Source organism: Embleya sp. NPDC005575, assembly GCF_040605455.1.
Lineage (GTDB): Bacteria > Actinomycetota > Actinomycetes > Streptomycetales > Streptomycetaceae > Embleya.
Genome location: NZ_JBEXCV010000053.1, coordinates 20,639 through 41,983 on the forward strand (window position 1 = coordinate 20,639; position 21,345 = coordinate 41,983).

Sequence of the window (21,345 nt, forward strand, 5' to 3'; positions counted from 1 at the left end):
GCCCGGCGGTATATCGGTTGAGAGCCGTGGGACGGCCGATTAGCGTGGCCGGTCATGACGAAGATCCCCGCCTCGACAAACTGGCGCGTGGCCAACCGGGCCAACTGGGACGAGCGCGTTCCGATCCACACCGCGAGCGAGTTCTACGACGTCGCCGGTTTCGTCGCCGGCAAGGACGCGCTGCGCGACTTCGAACTCGCCGAGGTGGGTGATGTCGCCGGCCGCACACTGCTCCATCTCCAGTGCCACATCGGCCTGGACACCCTGTCGTGGGCCCGCCGCGGAGCCGTCGTCACCGGCCTCGACTTCTCCGAGCCGGCCGTGGCCGCCGCGGGCGACCTCGCCGCGCGGATCGGGGTCGACACGGCCCGGTTCGTCGCCTCCGACGTCTACGACGCGGTCGACACCCTCGAAGGCCGGACCTTCGACATCGTCTACACCGGACTGGGTGCGCTGTGCTGGCTCCCGGACGTCGACCGCTGGGCCCGTACCGTGGCGGACCTGGTCGCACCGGGCGGCTTCCTCTACCTGGCCGAGTTCCACCCGTTCGCCGACGTCCTGGCCGAAGACGGCCGCACCGTCGAGCTGGACTACTTTCGCCGCGACGCGCTGATGTGGGACGAGCCGGGCACCTATGCCGACATGGCCGCGCCGACCTCCGCGAACGTCACGTTCGAGTGGCAACACGGCATCGGCGACGTGGTCAGCGCCCTGACGGCCGCCGGCCTGCGCCTGGAGTTCCTGCACGAACACGACTTCTCACTCTTCGCCCGCTTCCCGATCCTGGAACGGAACGACGGCATCTACCGCTTCCCAGCGGACCAACCGCGTGTGCCGCTGATCTACTCTCTGCGGGCGACGAAGGCGTAGCCGAAACGGCCGGCATACTCGGCCGCTCGGACCCGGACCTGGTCCGAGCGGCAACGGCGAGCTGTGCGGACGAGGCCCTGAAGTCCCTCGGGATCGAAGCCGTCACGGTGTCCGAGTTCGGCCACGGGCTGCCGTCGCCGCTGCCGTACACCGATCGGCGCGGTCACGGCGTCCAGCCGCCGGATGCCTGCGCCGTCGCATTCGCGCGGTACGAGGCCGCGGCCGAGGAGCAACTCGCCGCCTTGGACGGCGAGGTGCGCGAGGCGGTCGAGGAGATCGGCGGATGGCTCAGCGAAGCCCGCGCGCACCCGGGCCGCGGAGTCGTGGGCTTCCTGCCGTGACGCCCCGGGTCGCCGAACGGCCGGGTAGCACGTCCAGGCCGTCTCTTCGCCCTGTCCGCGGCCGTTGCCGCAGCTCCTTCCGCCGGGCGGGTCAGCGCTCCGGATGGCCCGGGGCGAGGTCTTGGACATCGGCGTAGGTCAGCAGGTCGGTCCGGGTCGGGTCCGAATGCTCCGGGACCTCGATCGGCGCGAGGACGATAGCGGTGTGGTCGCCGAGGTCGACCGCGTCCACGACCCGACCCACGAAGCGCCGGGGGCAGTCGGTCAGCAGCGGGACGCCTGCGGGGCCCTCGGTCCACGCGCAGTGCGCGAACTTGTCCATCCGGTCGCCGGTTTCCTCACCGAACAGGGCCGCGAGCGGGTGTTGACGCGAATCCGGCGCGTGCACCGCGAGTACGGGTGCGGCGGTGGCGACGCCGTGGGTGTGGTTGAGGGTGGAGACGCAGACCAGGAATCGAGGCGGTTCGATGCTGCACTGGGTGGCGAAGCCGACCAGGCAGCCGGAGCGCTCGCCGGTGTCCGGTCGGGCCGCCGTGACGATGAACATCGGGTAGTCGAGCGCCGCCACGAAGGCGTCGAAATCGGCGCGGTCACCGGGATCGAGACCGGAGTCGGAATCGGTACGGGGACCGGGACCCGCCGGCTCCGTGCGACCGCTCCGCGAGTTGTCCACCATGCCCACCCTCCTCGTTCCGCCCGTCGCGACCCGAGGGGTTACTGCCCGCCACCACCGCTCCTACGCTCCCTCACGTATACGCTCCGCCCACCGCACGAACACGGACGCACGGGAAGCGCGTACGTGCCGCTACGGCCCGCGCCGCGACCCGCTACGGATGCACCTCCCCTTGAGGACCTCGTCGACCGCGTTGCGCGGCCCGTGCACGGCCACACCCACGGCCGGCACGGAGACCTCGCCCGAGCCTGCTGCCGCGCGCGACGGATGCGCGTGTATGCCACGCCCGGCGGTGGTTCGGGGCAACCACGCTCCGAGGGCCCGGACTTCGTGTCTGCGATGGTGGATTCGGCCGGTGTCGCGCGCCGATCGGGCGCGGACACGAGGGTCCGCGATGCGGCGCGCCTGTCGACGGGGGTGGACGGAGCCGTTCGAGCTCTGCGAACTCCCGGCTCTGCGCGCCTAGTTGGCCACGTCGGGCGGAAAGCCGAATACGTTCCGGAACAGCGCCAACATGCCTCCCGGGCGCAGCACTCGGGCGGCCTTGGCCGTCCCCGCGACCGGGTCGATCCAGTGCCAGGCCTGGCCGGCGACGACCGCGTCCGCATCACAGCCGACGCCGACGTCGACACCCTCGCACCCACCCTGATCGGCACCGGACACATGCTCTTCGCCGATCGAACGGGCACCCCACCTCCCACCGGGACCCGACAAACCAGCCCAGTCCCGCAACCGCCCGAACCCGCACACCGATCACCGGATCGAGCCGTGTCGGTGGCCCATGCGAAGGTTACGGGGTGCACATCAAGGGATACGAGCCAGGCCCGTTGGTGGCGGGGGAATCGTTCTTGGCTCGCCCTGGCTTCTGGGCGAACCACCTTCTGGGGTTCGGCGGTATCGGATCGGGTGGCGTGTATCCCGCTCCGGAGTGGTTCGGCGACGACGGCGCCGATACCGATGCCCTGTCGGAGCTCCTCCTCGATGCCGACCGTTGGCCGGTGTTTCGGATACCCGCCGCGGCCGGCCCCGGTGCCGTGGTGATCTACCGCAACATGGTCGGCGACTACGGCACCGACTACCTCCTCACCCATCCGGGCCGGAGCCACGCACACCGGATCGCCTGCTGGGACGGAGACTTCACGGGTACCGGGCTCACGTGGCCCGAACTCGTCCGCATCGCCGACAACCCCGCACCCGCGGCCGACGGTGTCCGGGATCCCGCCGCCCGCCTCCTGCTCGTCCTTCCTCTCCTCGCCGACCCGGAGGTGCCGACGCAGGCACCGACACGCCTCAGCGCCGCCCTGACCGCAGTGGGAGCCCCTCGGGCCACCGCCCCACGCACGGCGGAATACCTGCTCACCCACCTGGCGACGAGACGGTGAGCCCCCGGCCAGGGGCGGCGCGTCGGTGTGGGTGGGGCGAGGGAGGACAATGGCACGTATGCCCGGACCCCTGACCTACCCCGAGGTCGGCGCGACGTTGCGTGTCGCCGCGCCGATGCCGCCCGGATACCACCACGTCGAGCGTCGCGTTCGGGTCGGCGAGGGGGCCGAGGTGTTCCGGCGGGTCGCGGACGGTGTGCTGGCATGGGAGGTGTTGCGCGGGGCGGGGCTCGACGTGCGGGCCGATGCGAGCCGTGTCGTGGAGGGGGCCGAGGTGACGTCGACGCTGCGGCTGGGCCCGGTCCGCCTCGGCGCGCCGTGTCGGGTGGTCGGCGTGTTCGACGAATCGGATCGGGCCGGCTTCGCGTACGGCACGCTGCGTGGGCACCCCGAGTCGGGTGAGGAGGCGTTCCTGGTCGACCGCGAACCCGACGACGTCGTGTGGTTCACCGTCCGCGCCTTCAGCCGTCCCGGCGCGTGGTGGTCGTACCTGGGCGGCCCCGCCGCCCGCGCGATCCAGCACCGCGTGACCACCCGCTACCTTGCCGCGGCCTGCCGGCTCGCCGACACGACGCGACCCCGAAACGCATGACGGCCACCGACACGCCTCGGGCGGTGGGCCGCCCAGCGCCTCCGCGGTGGCACGGGTCGCGGGTACGCCCTTGTGCGTGGTTGTGCCTTCGAATCGTCGGGTCAGCGATGAGTTCGGGCCGTCGCCGGCGTCTGATTCGATGACGGGGTTCACACACCACGGGGTACCCACCGCGACATCGACCTGGAGAGCGTCATGAGGAAGATCACCGCCGGCCTGTTCATCTCCCTCGACGGGGTCGTGGAGGCGCCCGACCAGTGGCACTTCCCGTACTTCAACGACGAGATGGGCGCAGCCGTCGGCGCGCTGTTCGACACGGCCGACACCGTGCTGCTCGGCCGTAAGACCTACGACAGCTTCGCCGGGGCATGGCCGGAGCGCGAGGCGGCCGGCGGCGAGGACGCGGGCTTCGCCAAGGCACTCGGCGACGTACGCAAGATCGTCGTGTCGCGGCAGAAGCTCGCGTTCACGTGGCGCAACTCCGAGCAACTCGACGGCGACCTGGTGGAGGCCGTCGCTGCCCTGAAGAGCGGGCCGGGCGCGGACATCACGGTGAGCGGCTCGATCTCGGTCGTCCGCCGGTTGCTGGCCGCCGCCCTCGTGGACGAGCTGCATCTGCTGGTTCACCCGATCGCCATGCGCTCGGGCATGCGGCTGTTCGACGAGGGCGAGACCTCGATCCCGCTGCGGTTGCTCTCGTCCGAGGCGTTCCAGACCGGCGTGCTCCACCTCGTCTACGCCCCGACCGAGTCGCCCGCCGGCGCCACCTACACCGACGCCAAGGCGCACATCGCCCGCCCCGCGCAGTAGCACGCCCGGGCAGTCCGCCCTGCGGGATCCGCACTCCCGGATGCCCGTCGTCGGCGGCGCCCCGATGCCGCGATGTCCGGTTGGCAACTCGGGCCGGGCCGAACCCGGTACATGGTCCGCAGGGTCGACCCGGCGGTCGGCCGGGCGGTGTCCTCACGACGCCATCGAAGCGCGAATCCCGCTGCCACCTACGCCGGTTGGCTCGGAACCACTGCCGCGACGCGTCGATGCAGGCGTCCCGTGCGAGTCGGCCGGCGACGGTGCGGCGAGTGTCGCCGGCCCGCCGCCCGCGCCGGCCGTCGCCGCGACCGGGACGAGTGGTCAGCCCCCGACACGCCGCCGACCCTCGGGAGTGGCACGAGCGGCGCGCCATCGATCCGCGAGGTGTTTCTTCCACCCCTTCGGCGCCGGCCACGGAACCCCCCACTCGGCCAATTGCTTGCGCGTCCAGCCACCGGCAGGAGTGCGTGCCGCTTCGATCTCCTCGGGAGAGGGCAACACTTCGGCGCCTATCGGCCGTGGCGTCGCCGGCTTCGACTGCGTCGAGGAGTCACGCGAAAGATCGTCGGGTTCGCGCGGGCTCGGCCGATCCTGGTCTGTGTCGGGCGCGGGGCCGACCACCACACCGGGACAGAGGATCTCCAAGAGCCACTCCGCAACCAGCAGACGACGCAGCCCGGACCACAGCCGTAAGGCGGCCGCGGCGCGGGACGCGGGATCGACGTGCGCGAGCGCCGTCACCTCGGATCGACGCAGGAACACCGTACGTCGTTCGTCGTCGAGGACGTGGCCGGTCGTGTACTGCCAGTCCCGGACGACCTCGTCCAGTTGCTCCGTGGTGGCCGGCCGCAGCAGGCGCGGGCCGGATGCGTCGCCGCCTTCGCGACGTGCGTCGTTACCCGAAGTACCCCCGACGCCAGGCTCCTTGCCGCCACCGGCCACGCCCGGGGTAGGTAACGCGCCTGCCTTGGCGACCCGGTGGCGAGCGAGAGCGCGATTCATGCGCCGATTGCCTTCGAAGGCCGGGCGCCAGTCGTAGCTTTCATCCTCGGCCAGGCGCGCTGCAAGCCACTCCAGCGCCTCGCCGCGCTCGATGCGGACGCCGGGCGGAGCCAATCGCTGCGCCTGGGCCCGGACGGCCGCCACCGACCTGCCGAGCCGCCCGGCCAATTCTTCGGCGGAGCCTCCCTCGCGGACCCCCTCGACCAGTTGTTCGCAGTCCGCAAGCGACCACGCCGTCCCCCGACGCTCGGCCTGCTCCGGTACGACGGAAAGCGGCTCGTCCACGACGTCCCCCGGTTGTCGAAGCCCGAAATGCTCTATGCAGTATGCCAACCGAAGCGCCCGATCAGGATCCGGACCGCGACGTCGCCGGCGTCCGAGAGCGACCCGCGCCGACGCAGCGCCGACCCGTCTCGGTACGCCCGGAGCGGACACTCAATCCGAGCGGGGCCTGAGGAGGTCCTCGACGAGGGTGTTCACCAGGCCGCGGGGGATGCTCGAACCGGTCAGGGCGCAATAGACGATCGGACCGACGAGAGCGTCGATCGTGGGGTCGGGGCCGAGTCCGGGCGAGATCTCGCCGGCCTCGATTGCCCGCGCGAGCATTTCGCGTTCCTGGTCACGGCGTGGGCCGAGATAGCGCTTGTGAAAGCTCTTGGCCGTTTCGGGATCGTGCTGCGCCTCGGCGATGAGCGCGAGCAGGACCTTGCCGGCGGGGTCGCGGGTGAGGAATCGCGCGAAGCGGCGCAGGTAGACGCGGATGCTCTCCGCCGTGGGCTTCTCCGTCGGGACGGGGAGGCGTTTGTCGCTGTCTTCGATGAGCGTGTCCAGGAGGATCTCGACCTTCGAGGGCCACCAGCGGTAGATCGTCTGCTTGGCGACGCCGGCACGGCGCGCGATCGCCTCGACGGTGAGGGCGCCGAAGCCGTGCTCGACGAGCAGATCGTCCGCGGCATGAAGCACGGCCAGACGTGCGGCCTCGTCGCGCCGACTGCCGGAGTGCGGCCGGCGGGGCTGAGAACTCGTGACGGACATGCGAAACACGATACCCGCCGGCGGCTTTCGTGGTTAGTCTAGACGCAACGACTCGTCTAGATTGATTGTCTTCCCACCACCGAGGAGTGCATGTGTCCGCCACGTCCAACCGCCGAGCCCTGGTCATCGGAGCCTCTCGAGGATTGGGTCTCGTGCTCGCCGACGAACTCGCCCGACGCGGCTGGCAAGTCATCGCCACGACGCGCCGGGAAAGCAGCGAGCTGCAAGCGAATGCCGATGCCTGGAACGGACGGCTGGAGATCGAATCGTTGGAGATGACAAGCCCCGTGGAGTTGTCCGCTCTGCGTGAGCGCCTGGAAGGTCGTCGACTCGATCTGCTCTTCGTCAACGCGGCGATCGACCGCGGCAATCTGCCCATCGACGAGGTCCCGACCGACATGTTCACCGAGGTGATGATCACCAACGTGTTGAGCCCGCTGCGTGCCGTCGAGGCCCTTCGCGGACTCGTCGCGCCCGGCGGAACCGTCGCGGTCATGTCCTCCGACCAGGGCAGCATCTCGCGCAACACCGAGGACGGCTACGAGCTCTACAAGGCCAGCAAGGCCGCGCTCAACCAGCTGATGCGCAGTTACACCACCCGCAATGCCGACGACGGACACACCAAGTTGCTCATCGACCCCGGCCACAATCGCACTCGGCTCGGCGGATTCGACGCGCCACTGGCCCCCCGGGAGAGCATCCCGGCCGTCGTCGACGTCCTCGAAGCGCAGGCCGGCGCCCCCGGCCTGCAGTTCCTGGACCGCCACGGCGAGACCGTCCCGTGGTAGAGCTCCAAGCCTGAGCGCCGGGACCGCTCCTGTACCAAGGGGCCGACGGGCGAGGGTGGTTGCGGGTGACCGATCCAGGAGTACGAAATCTCCGCAGCCGAAGCCGACCAGGTCTTCCGGGGCTTCGGCTCGAACGCGACGATCGAGGATTTCGCAATCATCCGTCTTCCATCCGTCTTCGCAACCACATCGGCTACAAATTCCGACCCTGATCCGCTGGGTGGTCGTGGGTGGCGGCGGCCGTGGCGGTGGCGGTGCGGATGAGGGCGGCCGTGGCCGTGGAGCGCGATTGTTGGGGCCAGGCGATGGCGAGGATTACGGGTGGGGCGTCCAGGACCGGGCGGTAGACGACGCCCGAGCGCGGGTATCGGCTGGCGACGGAGGCGGGGAGCAGGGGAGCGACGCGGCCCAGGCCGACCAGGGCGAGGAGTTGAGCCAGGTCACGCGTCTCCTGGCGGATCTCGTCGAGGAAGCGGTGCAGGTCGCCGGCGTGCAGGCCGAGGTCGGCGAGGGTGAGGTGGTCGCGGTCGGCGAGCGGGTGGCCGGCGGCGAGGGCGACCACGCGCGGTTCGGCGGCCAGCGTCTCGGCGTCCAGGCCGGTGTGGTCGAACGGCTCGTGAACCAGGGCCACATCGGCCTCGCCGCAGCGCAGGAGCCGTGGTTGTTCGTGCCATCCGCACAGTCGGACGGCGACCGGTACGGCGCCGGGCTCGCGGGCGTAGCGGTCCAGGATCGGTTCGAGGAGTCCCGCATCGCCGTCGGCCTTGACGGCCAGGACCAGTTTCGGCTCCGGGCCGGCGGCGCGCTGGGTCCGGCGTCCGGCGGCCCGCAGGGCGTCCAGGGCGATCCGCGCCTCCGCGAGGAGCACCGTTCCGGCCGGGGTCAACGTCACGTTGTGGGTGGTTCGTTCGAAGAGGATGACGCCCAGTTCGGTCTCCAGGCGGCGGATCGCGCGGGACAACGGCGGTGCGGAGATACCCAGTCGCTCGGCGGCGCGCGCGAAGTTGAGTTCCTCGGCGACGGCGACGAAGTAGCGCAGCGGACGGGATTCCATGCTCGGGCCCTTCGTTCGGTGATGTCGTCGGATATCAACGGATGTCGTCGGGTGTCCGGGGCTGCCTGCGTGCCCTCGGGTCTTGCCCTTCGGCAGTGCCTCGGTGTCGCGCTCGGTGACGCGCGCTCCGTACCGACCACGGCATTGCCCTGAGGGTAACAAGCAGGAGCGGGACGATCCTTCAGTTCCGGCGCCGCACGCGGCAGGCTCGACGACATCCCGCGAGGCTTCCACTTCCTTTGAAGCATTCCGCGAGGCATCCCTTCCCCTTCTTTTCCTCCCTCGGAGTTGTTCATGATCGTCGTCACCACCCCGACCGGGCAGATCGGCCGACAGGTCCTCGACCGTCTGCTCGATGCCCCCGACCGCACCACCGCGGGAATCCGAGTGATCGCCCGCGACCCCGCCCGCCTGTCCCCGCGGGTACGCCAACACGTCGAAATCGTCGAGGGATCGCACGCCGACCCCGCCGTGCTGACGAAGGCGTGCGCGGACGCGGACAGCGTGTTCTGGCTGGTGCCTCCGACTCAGGGGGCCGACAGCGTGGAGGGCCACTTCCGCGCCTTCACCGCGCCGCTGTGCGAGCAGATCGCACACGGGCGCGTCCGGCGGGTCGTCGCCGTCTCCACGCTGGGCCGCGGCGTGGCCGAGAACGCCGGGCAGATATCGGCATCGCTCGCCATGGACGAGGCGATCGAGGCCACCGGTGTGCACTACCGGGCGTTGTGCGCACCGTTCCTGATGGAGAACCTGCTCGGTCAGGTCGAATCGATCCGCGACGCGGGCATGTTCTTCCTGGCCCTGACCCGGGACCGCGTCCTGCGCACCTGCACCTCCGGCGACATCGCCGGCACCGCGGCCCGGCTGCTGCTCGACGACACCTGGACCGGCCAGGAGGACGTCCCGGTGGTCGGACCCGACGATCTCTCCCCGGAGGGCATGGCGCAGGTGGCCTCCGAGGTGCTGGAGCGGACGATCCGCGTCCGGCAGACCGGTACCGCGGACTACAAGGCGACGGCAATGCGGCACGGCGCGAGCGAGGCGTGGGCCCAGGGACTCGCCGACATGGTCCAGGCCCTCGACGACCAGGGCTGCTACGGCATCGACGCGCCCAGTACGCCCGAATCCGCACCCACCGACTTCCGCCGCTGGTGCCACGACGTCCTCAAGCCGGCCGTCCGGGCATAGCCGCCCCGGCCCGCCACGCCCGTCGGCGGCATGGGAGTCACCCCCCGCTTCCGGCCGCGGGACGCATCCCGGCCCGGTCCCGTGGCCGGGATGCGTCCCCGCGTGATGTCGGCTCGGGTACCGGTACCTCCGTACCGGCCCCGCGTGGAATTCTCGTCCCGCCGCACGACGGACGGCCCCGAATGCCCTGGCAGAGTTGTGATCACAAGGCACGGGGGCGGTTCGCAGTACCGATCGAGTCCCCCGAATTCGGCCTCTCGGCCGCGCCACTTCGGCGCGGCCGACCCACGACGAGCCACCGGCGCCCCGCGCGCCGCCGGAGTGCGGGATCGCCCCACGCCCGGGTCGGCACGGACATCCGTCGCCGCAGATTCCAAGGCGTCGTGGTCGCCGAATTTCTCGACGGTCGAAATCTCTACGGGAGGCACCATGTTCGGGCGAGGCAAACGAGGCGACCGACGGGCCGAGACGGAGCCCGCCGCGTTCCCGCGCCCGGACCAGCCCGGACCGCACCACCTCTCACCGCACCCCGCGCACCCGACCCACTCGGCGCCCGCGGCCGCCGGCGCGCCCGCCGTGCGGCTCGAAGGGGTCGTCAAGACCTACGGGAGCGGCGCGGAGACGGTCCACGCCCTGCGCGGCATCGACCTGCAGATCCCCAAGGGCACCTTCACCGCCGTCATGGGCCCCTCCGGCTCCGGCAAGAGCACCTTCCTGCACTGCGCCGCCGGACTCGACAAGCCCGGCTCGGGCCGCGTGCTGCTCGGCAACGACGACCTCACCGCGATGAACGAGAATCAACTCACCCGGCTGCGCCGAACCCGCCTGGGCTTCGTCTTCCAGGCGTTCAACCTGCTGCCCTCGCTCACCGTCGAGAAGAACGTCCTGCTCCCGCTGCGCCTGGCCGGCGAACGCGCCGACCGCCGCCGCGCCGCCGAGGTATTGGCCATGGTCGGCCTGCACGAGCACGCCAACCGCCGCCCCTCCCAACTCTCCGGCGGCCAGCAACAACGTGTCGCGATCGCCCGCGCCCTGGTCACCCGACCCGACGTGCTGTTCGCCGACGAGCCCACCGGGGCACTGGACACCACCACCGCCGGCGATGTGCTCTCGCTGCTGCGCCGGGCCGTCGACGACAGCGGCGCCACCATCGTCATGGTCACCCACGACCCGGTCGCCGCCGCCTATGCCGACCGCGTCGTCTTCCTCGCCGCCGGCCACCTCGCCGGCCACTTGCACGCGCCCACCCCCGAAGCGGTCGCGGCCCGCATGGTCGCCCTGTCGCAGCCGGCCCGAGCGCAGGGACGGGCCGCCTGATGGTGCGTACCAACGGACTCGCCCGTACCTCCGTGCGGTTTCGGCCCGCCTCCTTCGCCGGCTCCTTCATCGCCCTGCTGTTCGCCGCGACGCTGGTGACGATGTGCGGGATCTTCCTGGAAAGCGGCCTGCGCGCGCACGTGCCGCCCGGCCGCTACACGGACACCCCGATCGTCGTCGCCGGCCAGAACAGCGTGCACAAGACCTTCGGCAGCGGCGAGGACAAGGAGGAGGTCTCCGTCGCCCTGCCCGAGCGCTCCCGCATCGACGCCGGGCTCGCCTCGCGCATCGCCGCCGTACCCGGCGTCGCCACCGTCCTGCCCGACCTCACCTTCCCCGCGCAGACCTTCACCGCCGTCCTCGACGCCCATCCCTGGTCCGCCGCCCGCCTGGCCGGCACCGCCCAGGGCGGCACGACCCCGCGGGTCGGCGAGGCGGTCCTGACCACCGATGCCGCCGCCCGCGCCGGCAACGGCATCGCCCCCGGCGGCACGCTGCGCGTGACCACCCCCTCGGGGGAGACAACCCTCAAGGTCGCGGCGGTGGTCCCGGGCCGGGGCGCTCATGTGTACGTCGCCGACGCCGAGGCAACCAAACTCGCCGGCAATCCCGGCAAGGTGACCGCATTCGGCGTACTCCTCGCCGACGGCACCTCCACCGGCAAGGTCGCCGGCGACCTGCGCAAGGTTCTCGCGGACGCCGACGTCAGGGTTCGCACCGGCGACGGGCGCGGCGAGGTCGACCACCCCGGCCTGGGCGACACCAAGGTCATGCTCACCGGGCTCGGCGGATCCTTCGGCGGCGTCGTCGCGATGGTCTCCATCTTCGTCGTCGCCGGCGCCACCTCGCTGTCCGTGGCGCAGCGCCGACGCGACTTCGCCCTCCTGCGCGCCGTGGGCGCCACGCCCTGGCAGATCCGCCGGATGATCGCCACCGAGGCCGGATGTGTGGCCCTGGTCGCCGGTCTGATCGGGCTGCTGCCCGGGACACTGCTCGCCCGGGTGTGGTTCGACGAGATGATCGACCGCGGCATGGTCGAGAACGGCGTGACCCTCTCGATCGGCCCGATCCCGATGCTCGCCGCAATCGGCGCCGGCATCCTCTCCGCAGTCCTTGCCGGACTCCTGGCCGCCCGAGCCAGTGCTCGCACCAAGCCCACCGAGGCACTGGGCGAAGCCGGCATCGAGCGGGCCCGTGTGGGCTGGTTCCGCCTCGTCCTGGGCATCGTCGCCGTCGCCGGCGCAGGCGTTGTCTCCGGCCTCGCCATGAAGGTCAGCGGTGACCAGGCCATCGCGGCGGCCAGCGGCGTGATCATGCTCTTCATGCTGGGCATCGGACTGCTCGGCCCACTCGTCGCGCACCTGTTCGTCCGACTCACCGGGGTCGTCCTGCGGCTGTTCGGCGCCCCCGGACGACTCGCGTTCGACAACGCCCGCACCAACTCGCGCCGACTCGCCTCCGCGATCACCCCGATCACCCTCACCGTCGCCTTCGCCACCACGCTGATGTTCATGTTCGCCGCCCAGGACCACTACGGCGAAAAGCAGTCCAAGGCCGCCCTGACCGCCGACCGCGTGGTCACCGGCCCCGGATTCCCCGCCCGCGCCGCCGGCGACGTCGCCCGCATACCCGGGGTCGACGCGGTCACCTCGATCCTGACCACCAGCGTGGTCATGTCCACCTCCGACGCGCTCGAGAAGTACCCCACCCAGGCCGTCGGCGGCACCGACAGCGACCTCGCCAAGGTCCTCGATCTCGGCATCCGCAAGGGCGGCATCGAAGCCCTGCGCCCCGGCGCGGCGCAGCCCCCCGGCGGCGCGGTCGCCATGGATCGGCTCACCGCCGACGCGGTCAAGGCACGCGTCGGCAAGCCCATCGAGATGCGCCTCGGCGACGGCACCAGGATCAAGCCGATGCTCGTGGCCACCTACGATCGCGGCCTGGGCACCGCCGTGGTCACCCTCCCGCGCGCCACCGTGGAACACCACGTCGACGCCGCCATGGACGGCCGCCTGCTCGTACGCTTCGCCGACGGGGCCGACCCCGCCGCCGTGGACGCCGCACTCACCAAGGTCACCGGGCAACACCCCGCCGTCACGGTCTCCGATCGCGCCGGATACGCCGCCGAACGCGACCAGGCCCGGGAAACCAACAAGTGGGTCAACCAGGTGATGCTCATCATCCTGGCCGGCTTCGCCACCATCGCCGCGGTCAACACCATGATCGTGTCCACCGTCGCCCGACGCCGCGAACTCGGCCTCATGCGCATGATCGGCAGCACCCACGCCCAGGTGCGCGGCGTGATGCGCGGCGAGGCCGTCCTGGTCGGCGTCATCGGCCTCGTCCTCGGCCTGACCATCGCGATGATCACCCTCGTCCCGTTCGGCAAGGGCGCCTTCGGCGAGAGCACCCCGTACATCCCGATCCCGCTGCTCCTCGAAATCAGCGCCGCCGCACTGCTCCTGGCTCCCCTCTCGGTCGCCCCGGTCACCCGACGCCTCCTGCGCATCGAACCGATCGACGCGGTCGGGGCGAAGGAATAGCCGCCGCCACCCACCGAGCCCGGCCGCCGCCCTCTGCACCCCCACGGGGCGCCGGAGGGCAGCGGCACCTCGACTCCCGAACCGACCGCCGACCTGCTGCCAGGCCGCGCTCGGGTCGGGCATGGCCGTTACGCGTCCTCGGCGGTTACCCGTCCCGACTTCACCGCCGCCAGCAGGGCCGCGTGGTCGCGCTCGTTCTGGTCGGCGTATGCCTCCGCGAAGCTCGTCAGCGCCCGGTCGAACGCATCACCGCTACCCAGATAGGCGGCGATCGCGATTCGATCCCCGGACCTGGCGTGCGCGCGGGCCAGCGTCGCGCCGCACAGCTCGCCGAACGCGCGCATGCCCCGCGGAACCATCAGCGAAGGCTCTGCGATGCCCTTCCAATCACGCAACTGGCGCACGTAGAAGTCTCGTTCCCGGCCATCGATGCCATCCAGGCGCTCCCAGCCCAAAAGCATGTCGCCCGCGGCCTGCATCAGACGCTGACCGGCGACCACCCGCTCCCCCTGCGTCGGGTACTCGCTCGCGCCCGCATGCGCCGCCAACACCGACGTGTCGGCCTCCTTGGCTTGGAGGAACAACGGATCCCGGCCGTCCCGCCCCAGCAACAGAATGATCCAGCAGCGGGTACCGACACTGCCGACCCCAACCACCTTGCGGGCCATGTCCACCGCGGTGTAGCGACCGAGCAGATGACGAAGGTCCGACCGCAGCGTGCCCCGATACCGGTCGAACAGGGTGTCGAGCCGCTCCTGCAACGCATTGTGCTCTCCGTCGGGGAGGAGCTCGGACACCGGAGTGATCAGCGGCGGCGAGGAGACGATCCGAGGCCGGCCGTCGACTTCGTGGGTGAGCTTGCCGAACGCCTGGAGGCTGTCCCGGGTACGCGCCTTGGCCAGCGCCCGGGACATCTGCTTGCGCCCACGCTTGTGCAACCGCCCCGACGCCAACGCCTGGAGCAGGTCCGCATCGGCCTTGGCGTACCACACGTCGAGATTGCGCATCCCGGCGAACCGGCGCATCCGCTCCCGATAGGACCGCACCGTCGTGCCGACCACGTCCGCGCGCTCCCGGTCCGAGTAGCCGTTCTCCCTCCCCGCGATGACCAGGCTCGCGGCCAACCGCTTCACATCCCACTCCCACGGACCGGGCAGCGTCTCGTCGAAGTCGTTGAGATCGAAAAGCAGAAGCCGCTCGGGCGAGGCCAACAGCCGGAAATTCAACATGTGCGCGTCACCGCACAACTGCGCCCGAAGCCCCGAAGCCGGCGTACCCGCGAGATCACCGGCCATGATCGCGGCGGCACCCCGGTAGAACCGAAACGGCGACTCCGACATGCGCCCATAGCGAATCGGCACCAACTCCGGCACCCGCGACGCCGACTGCGCCTCGATCACATCCACCGGATCAGGCCGCCCCCGAGCCGGCGCGTACTCGCCATGACTGGACCGCGCCGCCTTCGCCCGCGCCGCCCTTCCGCGATCGGCCCGCTCCCGCGGCGACAGCCACGACGTATCGCGCGCGTTGGTACCCGCCTTCGGCGTCATCACATGCCCTCCGGACCCGCATCGACAAACCCACCGGCCGGCCGGACCGCCGCTGCGCCCCGGCCCGTCACCACGGCGGCAGCACGGCTTCCGGCCGCACCGACCCGGGCACGGAATCCGGCACCGGGATCGAGGACGACATACCGTCCACCCCTCAGGAGACCCGAGCCCGCCGCTTCCGGCGAGTCGGGTACCTCCAACGAGTGACGACCGCCGGCCCCGCCGCACGCACGTGCGCACGCGGCTTTCGTCGGCTCCACGCTCAGTGCCGAAAACCTCTCCACCTCACCGGGGCGGTCGGCGAAGGACGTCGCACGGGGGTTCGCCGTTTCCGAGACCGGTCGGTTTTCGAGAGCGACCATGGTGCTGCGTCGGCCCGGCCTCGGCTCCGGCGGGCGCGGAAACGGGTTTCGAGCCTGGGAGAGCCGTGGGTTGCATCGCGCTTCGAAACGGGTCGGCGGTGCTACGGGTGTACGAGGGTGGTCAGGGCGTCGGTGTGGGCGCCGCCGCTGTCGGTGATGACCTCGTCGATCGTCTGCGCCGTGCGGACGAGGGCGAAGGTGACGGCGCCGGCGGGTGTGGTGCGGTAGCCGTAGACGGCCGGGCGCGGGAGGGAGTTGTAGGAGAAGTGGGTGGACAGCGAGTAGGCGCCGGTGTCGTACATGGCCAGGATGTCGCCCGGTTCCAGGGCGGGTAGTTCGCGGTCGACCGCGGTCGTGTCGCCGGAGAAGCAGAGCGGGCCCGCGACGTCGTGGGGTTCGGTCGGTCCGGTCCTGGGTCGGCCCTCGGCATCGAAGGCGCCGATGCGGATCGGCCATGCCTGGGGCATCGACATCGCGCGATTGAGGATCTGTCCGCCCGCGTGCGTGACGGCGATGCGGCGGCCGCCCATGGTCTTGGTGTACTCGACGACCGTCGCGATGGTGCCGCTCTTGGCGAAGATCGAGCGGCCGAACTCGGTGACCAGGCCGTAGCGGCCGTCGAAGAGGTTCGGTACGGCTCGGCGCAGCTCGGTGACGTAGTCGGTGAAGGCCGGGGTGTCGTTGTCGTCGGCGAAGTCGACCGGGAGGCCGCCACCGATGTCCAGGCTGGTGACCCGGCGCCGGCCCAGGGCGGCGTTGATGTGCTCCGCGAGGGCGTGGGCCGCCGCGATCCCGTCGGCCAGCAGCGGCAACGGACAGCCCAGTGAGCCGACATGCGCGTGTACGCGGGTGAGCCACGGGTGGCGGGCGAACGCCGCAACGACCGCGTCGGTCGCTCCTTCGTCGCGTAGCGGCACGCCGAACTTCGAGGTCGCGGTGGCGGTGCTCGTGGCGTCGACGCGACCGGCGCCGACCTGTGGGTTCACCCGGATCCCGATCGGGGCGGTGGGCGGTCGCCCGCCGAGCAGCGCGTCGACGCGCGCGAGTTCCTGAAAGTTGTCCACGTTGAGGGCGACGCCGTGATCGAGGGCCGACTCGAGATCCGCGACGGTCTTGACGGGCCCGTCGTACACGATCCGGTCCGGCGTGAAGCCGGTCGCCAGCGCCAGCCTCAGCTCACCGGGCGAGGCGACCTCACAGCCCATTCCGGCCTGCGCCATGAGCCGCATGACCGGGGCGAGGGAGCATGCCTTGGCGGCGAACGCGTGCTGCACCGGGGCGTGTTCGAAGGCCGCGTGCAGCTCGGCGACGGAGGCGAGCACCCCGTCCACATCCAGGAGCCCGACCAGCGGGGTCGTCGGACCGAGCAGCCCTTCGCGTACGGCTGCCGCCACCGCCGCGTCCCGAGCCGCCCGCCGTCGGCGAGCCGTATGGGAAGTCACGTGCACCAGATCCCCTCGTCGTTCGGTCGCCACCACGCTTGCACCACAGGGACAGCTTTGCCCTGCTCGGCGCGCGGGTCTTTGTCGCGACGGACGAAGGGAGCACCTGTTCTCGGTGCCGGCGACGATGGACCCGGATCCCGCGCCGATCAGACGGTGCGGCGAGTGGATCGCCCGTGCGGGGCATCGGTTTTCCCGCTGATGGGATATCGGAGTGCGACGCCGGATCGGCGAGTGATATTCCTTGGCGCGTGATCACTCCTTTCCAGGCGGCGTCCTTCCGCCGTTCCATACCCGCAGCCATGGCCTTGTTGTTGGCCGCCGGGTGTACCGGGGGCTCCGGCGGTGCCGCGTCCAACGCCGCCGGTGCCAAGCCGGTCCCCACCCAGGTGACGGCCGTGGTCACCCCACCGCCGGCACCGCCGAAGCCCAAGGGGGCGGCGGACCCCGCGCTGCGTTCCTTCTACGAACAGAAAATTTCGTGGAAGGCGTGCAAAGACGACCCGAAGACGAAAAAGAAGGATGAAAGCGAATTCCGGTGTGCGACCTTCAAGGTGCCCCTGGATTACACCGCCCCGGACGGCAAGTCGCTGGACATCGCCGTCATGCAACACCCGGCTGCCAAGCCGGATCAGAGGATCGGTTCGCTCGTGCTGAACCCGGGCGGACCCGGTGGCTCCGGCCAGGATTTCGTCAAGTACGCGTTCGGCGAGTTCGACGGCCCCCTGCACGACCGCTACGACATCCTCGGCTTCGACCCGCGTGGGGTGGCCGACAGCGCTCCCGTGCGCTGCTTCGACGACAAGGCGCGCGACGAGCGCAACGCGCGGGACTCGCCGCGCGATCCGGTCGAGCGCAAGGCGGACGGCGAGCGGAGCAGCAAGGAGTTCTCCGCCGCGTGCCAGGACAGGTCCGGCGACCTGTTGCCGTTCGTGGGCACCCGCAACGCGGCTCGGGACATGGACGTCCTGCGCGGCGCGGTCGGTGACGACAAGCTCAACTACCTCGGCGTCTCCTACGGAACCTTCCTCGGGTCGCTGTACGCGGAGGAGTTCCCCGACCGCGCGGGCCGGCTCGTCCTGGACGCGGTGGTGAACCCGGCGGCCGACAAGCTCGACGCGAGCATCGACCAGACCATCGGCTTCGAGCGTTCGTTCCGGGCGTTCGCGGCCGACTGCGTGGCCCGGGCGGGCTGTCCGCTGGGCGGCGATCCGAACAAGGCCGCCGAGATCGGCGCGAACTTCCTCGACAAGTTGCAGGACCAGCCGCTACGCACCGCCTACGACGGCCGCAAGCTGACCTCCCGCCTCGGTTGGTCGGGCACCAACAGCCTGCTGTACGGCGACAAGGAAACCGCGTGGAAGTATCTGCGCGAGGCACTCACCCTGGCCATGAACAACAAGGACGGCAGCGCCCTGTTGTTCTACGCCGACAACTACATGGGCCGGGACGAGAAGGGGCACTACGACAACAGCGCGGACTCGCGCTCGGCGATCCGCTGTGCCGACGGGGCCGCTCCCGCGCCCTCTCCGGAGCGGATCGAGCAGGTCCTGGCGAAGCTCAAGGCGGACGCTCCGCTGTTCTCGAAGGACACCGTCGCATCGGACATCGAGGGCCCCGGCTGCGAGTTCTGGCCGTACAAGACTCCCGAGAAGCCGCACGTGATCCGGGCCGAGGGGGCCGCGCCCATCCTGGTGGTGGGCACGACCGGTGACCCGGCCACGCCGTACGCCGCGTCCGAGAAGCTGGCCAAGGACCTCGCGCACGCGAGCCTGCTGACCCTCAAGGGCGAAGGCCACGGCGCGTTCGGCCGCAGCAAGTGCGTCGACGCGGCGGTGGCCGCCTACATCGTCGAGGGCAAACTGCCGGCCGCCGGCACGCAGTGCACCGACGGCAAGTAGCCGCCGGAGTCACCCACTCCCACTCCCACCGAACCGGCCGTGACCGAAGCGCCTTTGGTCACGGCCGGTTCGGCGTCCCCCGGCCCCCGGGAACAGTCGACGGAGCGACTCGGCGCCCGGCCCGCCCCGTACCCGAACTCCCCGGCGTGACGCCTGCGCCGATGCGGCGGGCTCTACGCTGATCGGCATGGAAGCGGCGCCCACCCTCGTCCACCTGGACAGTCCCTTCATCAACTTCCGCGATTTCGACTTCGGCGACGGCTCCCACGGATACCGCTGGGTCCACACCAAGCGCTTCCGACTGCCGGCCGATGCGCCCGACGACGACACAAGCGTGTTGGCGGCCTTGATCGCGCACCCTTGCTTCCGGGATACGTACGACGGAGCGGGTGTTCAGGACTGGCCTCGGCACGGCCAATGGTGGCTCGATCGCATCGGCCCCGACACCTACCGGCCCGTCGACGAGGCGACCGCGGTCGAGATCATCCGCTCGTGGGCGGGCGCGCGCGGCGACGTCCCCGAACTGCTCGAAGCACGCCTGCGGCAGGAGATCCACACCCCGATCCGCACGGCGACCGCCCGATACGTGTTGGGACCGCTCCCCGAGGACGCGCTCCACGACTACGGCCCCATCCACATCGATTACCACGAACTGGTTCTGATCGACCGCCCGGCAGCCGTACTCATTCTGCTCGTCGCAGCCGACGACTGAGGTGGCGGTCGGTCCGGCGCGTTGGGGGTTCGGGCGACGGGAGGAGTCTGGGGACGAGGCTCGGTGAACTAACTCGAACACGGTTGTACGGCTTGAATGCGTGCGATTTGCTTACTCGAACACAGCTGTACGAGATGTCGAGCGGTCGTCGGCGACCGGACCCGGTCGTCGGCCCGCCCGCTCGGGCCGGCACTTCGAGGAGCGAAACGATGTCCCACGACGGTCGATCCACACCCGGCGCACATGACGTGCACGACCCGCACGACCCGCGTGCCGCCGCCGGCGGGCACGGGCATGCGCACGCCGGGGCGCAGGACCCGCCGGCGCCCCGGCGGTGGTTCGTCCTGACGCTGGTGTGCCTCGCGCAGTTCATGCTGATCCTGGACGTCACGGTGGTGAACGTCGCGCTGCCGAGCATCGGCGCGGACCTGGACCTGGGCCGAGAATCCCTGACCTGGGTGGTCACCGCCTACGCGCTCGCGTTCGGCGGCCTGATGATCCTGGGCGGGCGGATCGCGGACATGCTGGGCCGGCGGACCGGATTCCTGCTCGGGCTGGCCGTCTTCACCGCCGCGTCGCTGGCCGCGGGGTTCGCCCCGAACGGCGCGGTATTGCTGGCCGCCCGCGTTGCGCAGGGCGCCGCGGCGGCGCTGTTGTCGCCGGCCGCGCTCGCGCTCGTGACGGTCACCTTCCCCGGCCCCGAGCGCAACCGCGCACTCGGCGTGTGGGCGGCGATCGGCGGCACCGGGGCGGCGGCCGGCGTCCTGGTCGGCGGGCTGTTGACCGCCGGCCCGGGATGGGAGTGGATCTTCTTCGCCAACGTGCCCATCGGCGTGGCCGTACTGGTGCCGGCCGTGTCGGTGATCCCGGGCGGGCCGCGCACCGCCTCGCCCGCCCGCCCGGACCTGCCGGGAGCACTCGCGGCCACGGCGGCCACCGCGGCGTTGATCCTGGGCGTGACCCGTGCGGGCGACGTCGGCTGGGCGTCGCCGTGGACGTTGTCGTCGGCGGCCGTCGCCGTGGTCGGCTACGCGCTTTTCGTACTCGTCGAGCGCAGGATCGTCGATCCTCTGGTTCCCCTGGCCCTGTTGACCCGCAGGCCGGTGATCTCCGGCGCGTTCGTGATGCTGGTGGCGAGCGGACTGCTGATCCCGTTGTTCTTCCTCGGCTCGCTCTATATGCAACACACCCTGGGCTTCGGCTCGTTGCGGACCGGATGGGCCTTCCTGCCGGTCGCCGTCGCGGTGACCGCCGGGGCGCATGTCGGGGGCCTGCTGGTCGGCCGCATCGGTGCCCGGGCGGTGGGCGCGGCCGGCCTGGTGATCGCCGCGGCGGGCGCGTTGTGGCTGAGCCGGCTGCCCGAGCACGGCGGCGGCATGTCCGACGTGGTCCCCGGATTGGCCCTCGCCGCAGCGGGCCTGGGCCCCGCCTTCGTCGCGGCGACCACCACGGCCATGTCCCATGTGCGCCACCACGAGGCGGGCGTCACCTCGGGTGTGGTGAACACCTTCCACGAACTCGGCGGCGCGCTCGGCGTGGCCCTGGTGTCGGCGATCGCGGCATCCAGCCTGGCGGGTGGGGTCGACGGCGGTGGGGTCGACGGGTACACCGACGCGTTCCTCGCCTGCGCGGGCGCGGCCGTGGTCGCGGCGCTCGTGGCGTCCGTACTCGTGCCGGCGGGCAGGCCACCGGCGTCCGACGGCCCACGGCACGTGCACTGACCACCGCGACCGGGACGGCCGGCGCGGCTGCCGAGGCCGCCGCGCCGCCACGGTCGGCGCGG

At 71.2% G+C, this 21,345-nt stretch carries 18 protein-coding genes and 2 pseudogenes; 13 read left to right on the forward strand and 7 right to left on the reverse strand.

Annotated features, from left to right (window positions below):
* Nucleotides 1–54 precede the first annotated feature (54 nt).
* A complete protein-coding gene (locus ABZS54_RS19450) occupies nucleotides 55–870 on the forward strand; it encodes a class I SAM-dependent methyltransferase (protein ID WP_355537117.1) in 816 nt (271 codons plus the stop codon).
* Nucleotides 871–977: 107 nt separating this feature from the next.
* On the forward strand, nucleotides 978–1,211 hold the full coding sequence (locus ABZS54_RS19455; protein ID WP_355537120.1) for a hypothetical protein: 234 nt from the start codon (nucleotides 978–980) through the stop codon (nucleotides 1,209–1,211).
* 91 nt (nucleotides 1,212–1,302) lie between these two features.
* Here ABZS54_RS19455 and ABZS54_RS19460 read toward each other — a convergent pair whose 3' ends face one another.
* The gene (locus tag ABZS54_RS19460; protein ID WP_355537123.1) at nucleotides 1,303–1,887 is read right to left on the reverse strand and encodes a flavin reductase family protein; all 585 of its coding nucleotides are present in this window, start codon (nucleotides 1,885–1,887) and stop codon (nucleotides 1,303–1,305) included.
* Between the two features lie 465 nt (nucleotides 1,888–2,352).
* Nucleotides 2,353–2,487 (reverse strand): annotated as a pseudogene (locus ABZS54_RS19465) (methyltransferase domain-containing protein); the annotation flags it as partial.
* On the opposite strand from ABZS54_RS19465, the pseudogene ABZS54_RS19470 reads away from it, so the two are divergent.
* The 4 genes and pseudogenes from ABZS54_RS19470 to ABZS54_RS19485 form a co-directional block, all read left to right on the forward strand.
* Nucleotides 2,488–2,580: pseudogene (locus tag ABZS54_RS19470) on the forward strand (TetR/AcrR family transcriptional regulator); the annotation flags it as partial. It abuts the pseudogene before it with no gap.
* Between the two features lie 152 nt (nucleotides 2,581–2,732).
* A complete protein-coding gene (locus ABZS54_RS19475; protein ID WP_355537125.1) occupies nucleotides 2,733–3,266 on the forward strand; it encodes a hypothetical protein in 534 nt (177 codons plus the stop codon).
* A 58-nt stretch (nucleotides 3,267–3,324) separates the two neighbouring features.
* On the forward strand, nucleotides 3,325–3,858 hold the full coding sequence (locus tag ABZS54_RS19480; protein WP_355537128.1) for a DUF1990 domain-containing protein: 534 nt from the start codon (nucleotides 3,325–3,327) through the stop codon (nucleotides 3,856–3,858).
* Nucleotides 3,859–4,053: 195 nt separating this feature from the next.
* Nucleotides 4,054–4,668 (forward strand): dihydrofolate reductase family protein, encoded by a 615-nt coding sequence (locus ABZS54_RS19485; RefSeq protein WP_355537131.1) that lies wholly within the window; start codon nucleotides 4,054–4,056, stop codon nucleotides 4,666–4,668.
* A gap of 321 nt (nucleotides 4,669–4,989) precedes the next feature.
* Here ABZS54_RS19485 and ABZS54_RS19490 read toward each other — a convergent pair whose 3' ends face one another.
* Together ABZS54_RS19490 and ABZS54_RS19495 are read right to left on the reverse strand one after the other, a co-directional pair.
* Entirely contained in the window at nucleotides 4,990–5,838 is an 849-nt protein-coding gene (locus ABZS54_RS19490) for a hypothetical protein (protein WP_355537134.1), read from the reverse strand.
* A gap of 267 nt (nucleotides 5,839–6,105) precedes the next feature.
* Nucleotides 6,106–6,705 (reverse strand): TetR/AcrR family transcriptional regulator, encoded by a 600-nt coding sequence (locus ABZS54_RS19495; RefSeq protein WP_355537137.1) that lies wholly within the window; start codon nucleotides 6,703–6,705, stop codon nucleotides 6,106–6,108.
* 92 nt (nucleotides 6,706–6,797) lie between these two features.
* On the opposite strand from ABZS54_RS19495, the gene ABZS54_RS19500 reads away from it, so the two are divergent.
* Nucleotides 6,798–7,493 (forward strand): SDR family NAD(P)-dependent oxidoreductase, encoded by a 696-nt coding sequence (locus ABZS54_RS19500; protein ID WP_355537140.1) that lies wholly within the window; start codon nucleotides 6,798–6,800, stop codon nucleotides 7,491–7,493.
* Between the two features lie 193 nt (nucleotides 7,494–7,686).
* On the opposite strand, the gene ABZS54_RS19505 is transcribed toward ABZS54_RS19500, so the two are convergent.
* On the reverse strand, nucleotides 7,687–8,547 hold the full coding sequence (locus ABZS54_RS19505; protein WP_355537143.1) for a LysR family transcriptional regulator: 861 nt from the start codon (nucleotides 8,545–8,547) through the stop codon (nucleotides 7,687–7,689).
* Nucleotides 8,548–8,841: 294 nt separating this feature from the next.
* Between ABZS54_RS19505 and ABZS54_RS19510 the strand changes: the two genes are divergently transcribed.
* The 3 genes from ABZS54_RS19510 to ABZS54_RS19520 all read left to right on the forward strand — a co-directional run bounded on the left by ABZS54_RS19510 (nucleotide 8,842) and on the right by ABZS54_RS19520 (nucleotide 13,595).
* A complete protein-coding gene (locus tag ABZS54_RS19510; protein WP_355537146.1) occupies nucleotides 8,842–9,735 on the forward strand; it encodes an NAD(P)H-binding protein in 894 nt (297 codons plus the stop codon).
* Between the two features lie 429 nt (nucleotides 9,736–10,164).
* Nucleotides 10,165–11,052 (forward strand): ABC transporter ATP-binding protein, encoded by an 888-nt coding sequence (locus ABZS54_RS19515; RefSeq protein ID WP_355537149.1) that lies wholly within the window; start codon nucleotides 10,165–10,167, stop codon nucleotides 11,050–11,052.
* The gene (locus ABZS54_RS19520) at nucleotides 11,052–13,595 is read left to right on the forward strand and encodes an ABC transporter permease (RefSeq protein WP_355537152.1); all 2,544 of its coding nucleotides are present in this window, start codon (nucleotides 11,052–11,054) and stop codon (nucleotides 13,593–13,595) included. The genes ABZS54_RS19515 and ABZS54_RS19520 overlap by 1 nt, the downstream gene beginning before the upstream one ends.
* A 128-nt stretch (nucleotides 13,596–13,723) precedes the next feature.
* Here the strand turns inward: ABZS54_RS19520 and ABZS54_RS19525 are convergent, their stop codons facing one another.
* Together ABZS54_RS19525 and ABZS54_RS19530 are read right to left on the reverse strand one after the other, a co-directional pair.
* Nucleotides 13,724–15,145: a DUF2252 domain-containing protein gene (locus ABZS54_RS19525; protein WP_355537155.1), complete on the reverse strand. Its 1,422-nt coding sequence runs from the start codon at nucleotides 15,143–15,145 to the stop codon at nucleotides 13,724–13,726.
* Nucleotides 15,146–15,608: 463 nt separating this feature from the next.
* A complete protein-coding gene (locus ABZS54_RS19530) occupies nucleotides 15,609–16,949 on the reverse strand; it encodes a diaminopimelate decarboxylase (protein WP_355537158.1) in 1,341 nt (446 codons plus the stop codon).
* 251 nt (nucleotides 16,950–17,200) lie between these two features.
* On the opposite strand from ABZS54_RS19530, the gene ABZS54_RS19535 reads away from it, so the two are divergent.
* The 3 genes from ABZS54_RS19535 (at nucleotide 17,201) to ABZS54_RS19545 (ending at nucleotide 21,283) form a co-directional block, all read left to right on the forward strand.
* A complete protein-coding gene (locus ABZS54_RS19535) occupies nucleotides 17,201–18,850 on the forward strand; it encodes an alpha/beta hydrolase (RefSeq protein ID WP_355537161.1) in 1,650 nt (549 codons plus the stop codon).
* 187 nt (nucleotides 18,851–19,037) lie between these two features.
* Nucleotides 19,038–19,562, forward strand: coding sequence for a hypothetical protein (locus ABZS54_RS19540; RefSeq protein WP_355537163.1), 525 nt, complete (start codon nucleotides 19,038–19,040; stop codon nucleotides 19,560–19,562).
* Between the two features lie 209 nt (nucleotides 19,563–19,771).
* The gene (locus ABZS54_RS19545; protein WP_355537166.1) at nucleotides 19,772–21,283 is read left to right on the forward strand and encodes an MFS transporter; all 1,512 of its coding nucleotides are present in this window, start codon (nucleotides 19,772–19,774) and stop codon (nucleotides 21,281–21,283) included.
* The last annotated feature ends 62 nt before the right edge of the window (nucleotides 21,284–21,345 follow it).

Bases quoted from the DNA above. Each gene is read 5' to 3' on its own strand.
- ABZS54_RS19450 (WP_355537117.1), top strand. From the start codon at position 55: ATGACGAAGATCCCCGCCTCGACAAACTGGCGCGTGGCCAACCGGGCC.
- ABZS54_RS19510 (WP_355537146.1), top strand. From the start codon at position 8,842: ATGATCGTCGTCACCACCCCGACCGGGCAGATCGGCCGACAGGTCCTC.
- ABZS54_RS19485 (WP_355537131.1), top strand. From the start codon at position 4,054: ATGAGGAAGATCACCGCCGGCCTGTTCATCTCCCTCGACGGGGTCGTG.
- ABZS54_RS19515 (WP_355537149.1), top strand. From the start codon at position 10,165: ATGTTCGGGCGAGGCAAACGAGGCGACCGACGGGCCGAGACGGAGCCC.
- ABZS54_RS19545 (WP_355537166.1), top strand. From the start codon at position 19,772: ATGTCCCACGACGGTCGATCCACACCCGGCGCACATGACGTGCACGAC.
- ABZS54_RS19460 (WP_355537123.1), bottom strand. From the start codon at position 1,887: ATGGTGGACAACTCGCGGAGCGGTCGCACGGAGCCGGCGGGTCCCGGT.
- ABZS54_RS19495 (WP_355537137.1), bottom strand. From the start codon at position 6,705: ATGTCCGTCACGAGTTCTCAGCCCCGCCGGCCGCACTCCGGCAGTCGG.
- ABZS54_RS19540 (WP_355537163.1), top strand. From the start codon at position 19,038: ATGGAAGCGGCGCCCACCCTCGTCCACCTGGACAGTCCCTTCATCAAC.
- ABZS54_RS19525 (WP_355537155.1), bottom strand. From the start codon at position 15,145: ATGACGCCGAAGGCGGGTACCAACGCGCGCGATACGTCGTGGCTGTCG.
- ABZS54_RS19520 (WP_355537152.1), top strand. From the start codon at position 11,052: ATGGTGCGTACCAACGGACTCGCCCGTACCTCCGTGCGGTTTCGGCCC.
- ABZS54_RS19505 (WP_355537143.1), bottom strand. From the start codon at position 8,547: ATGGAATCCCGTCCGCTGCGCTACTTCGTCGCCGTCGCCGAGGAACTC.
- ABZS54_RS19480 (WP_355537128.1), top strand. From the start codon at position 3,325: ATGCCCGGACCCCTGACCTACCCCGAGGTCGGCGCGACGTTGCGTGTC.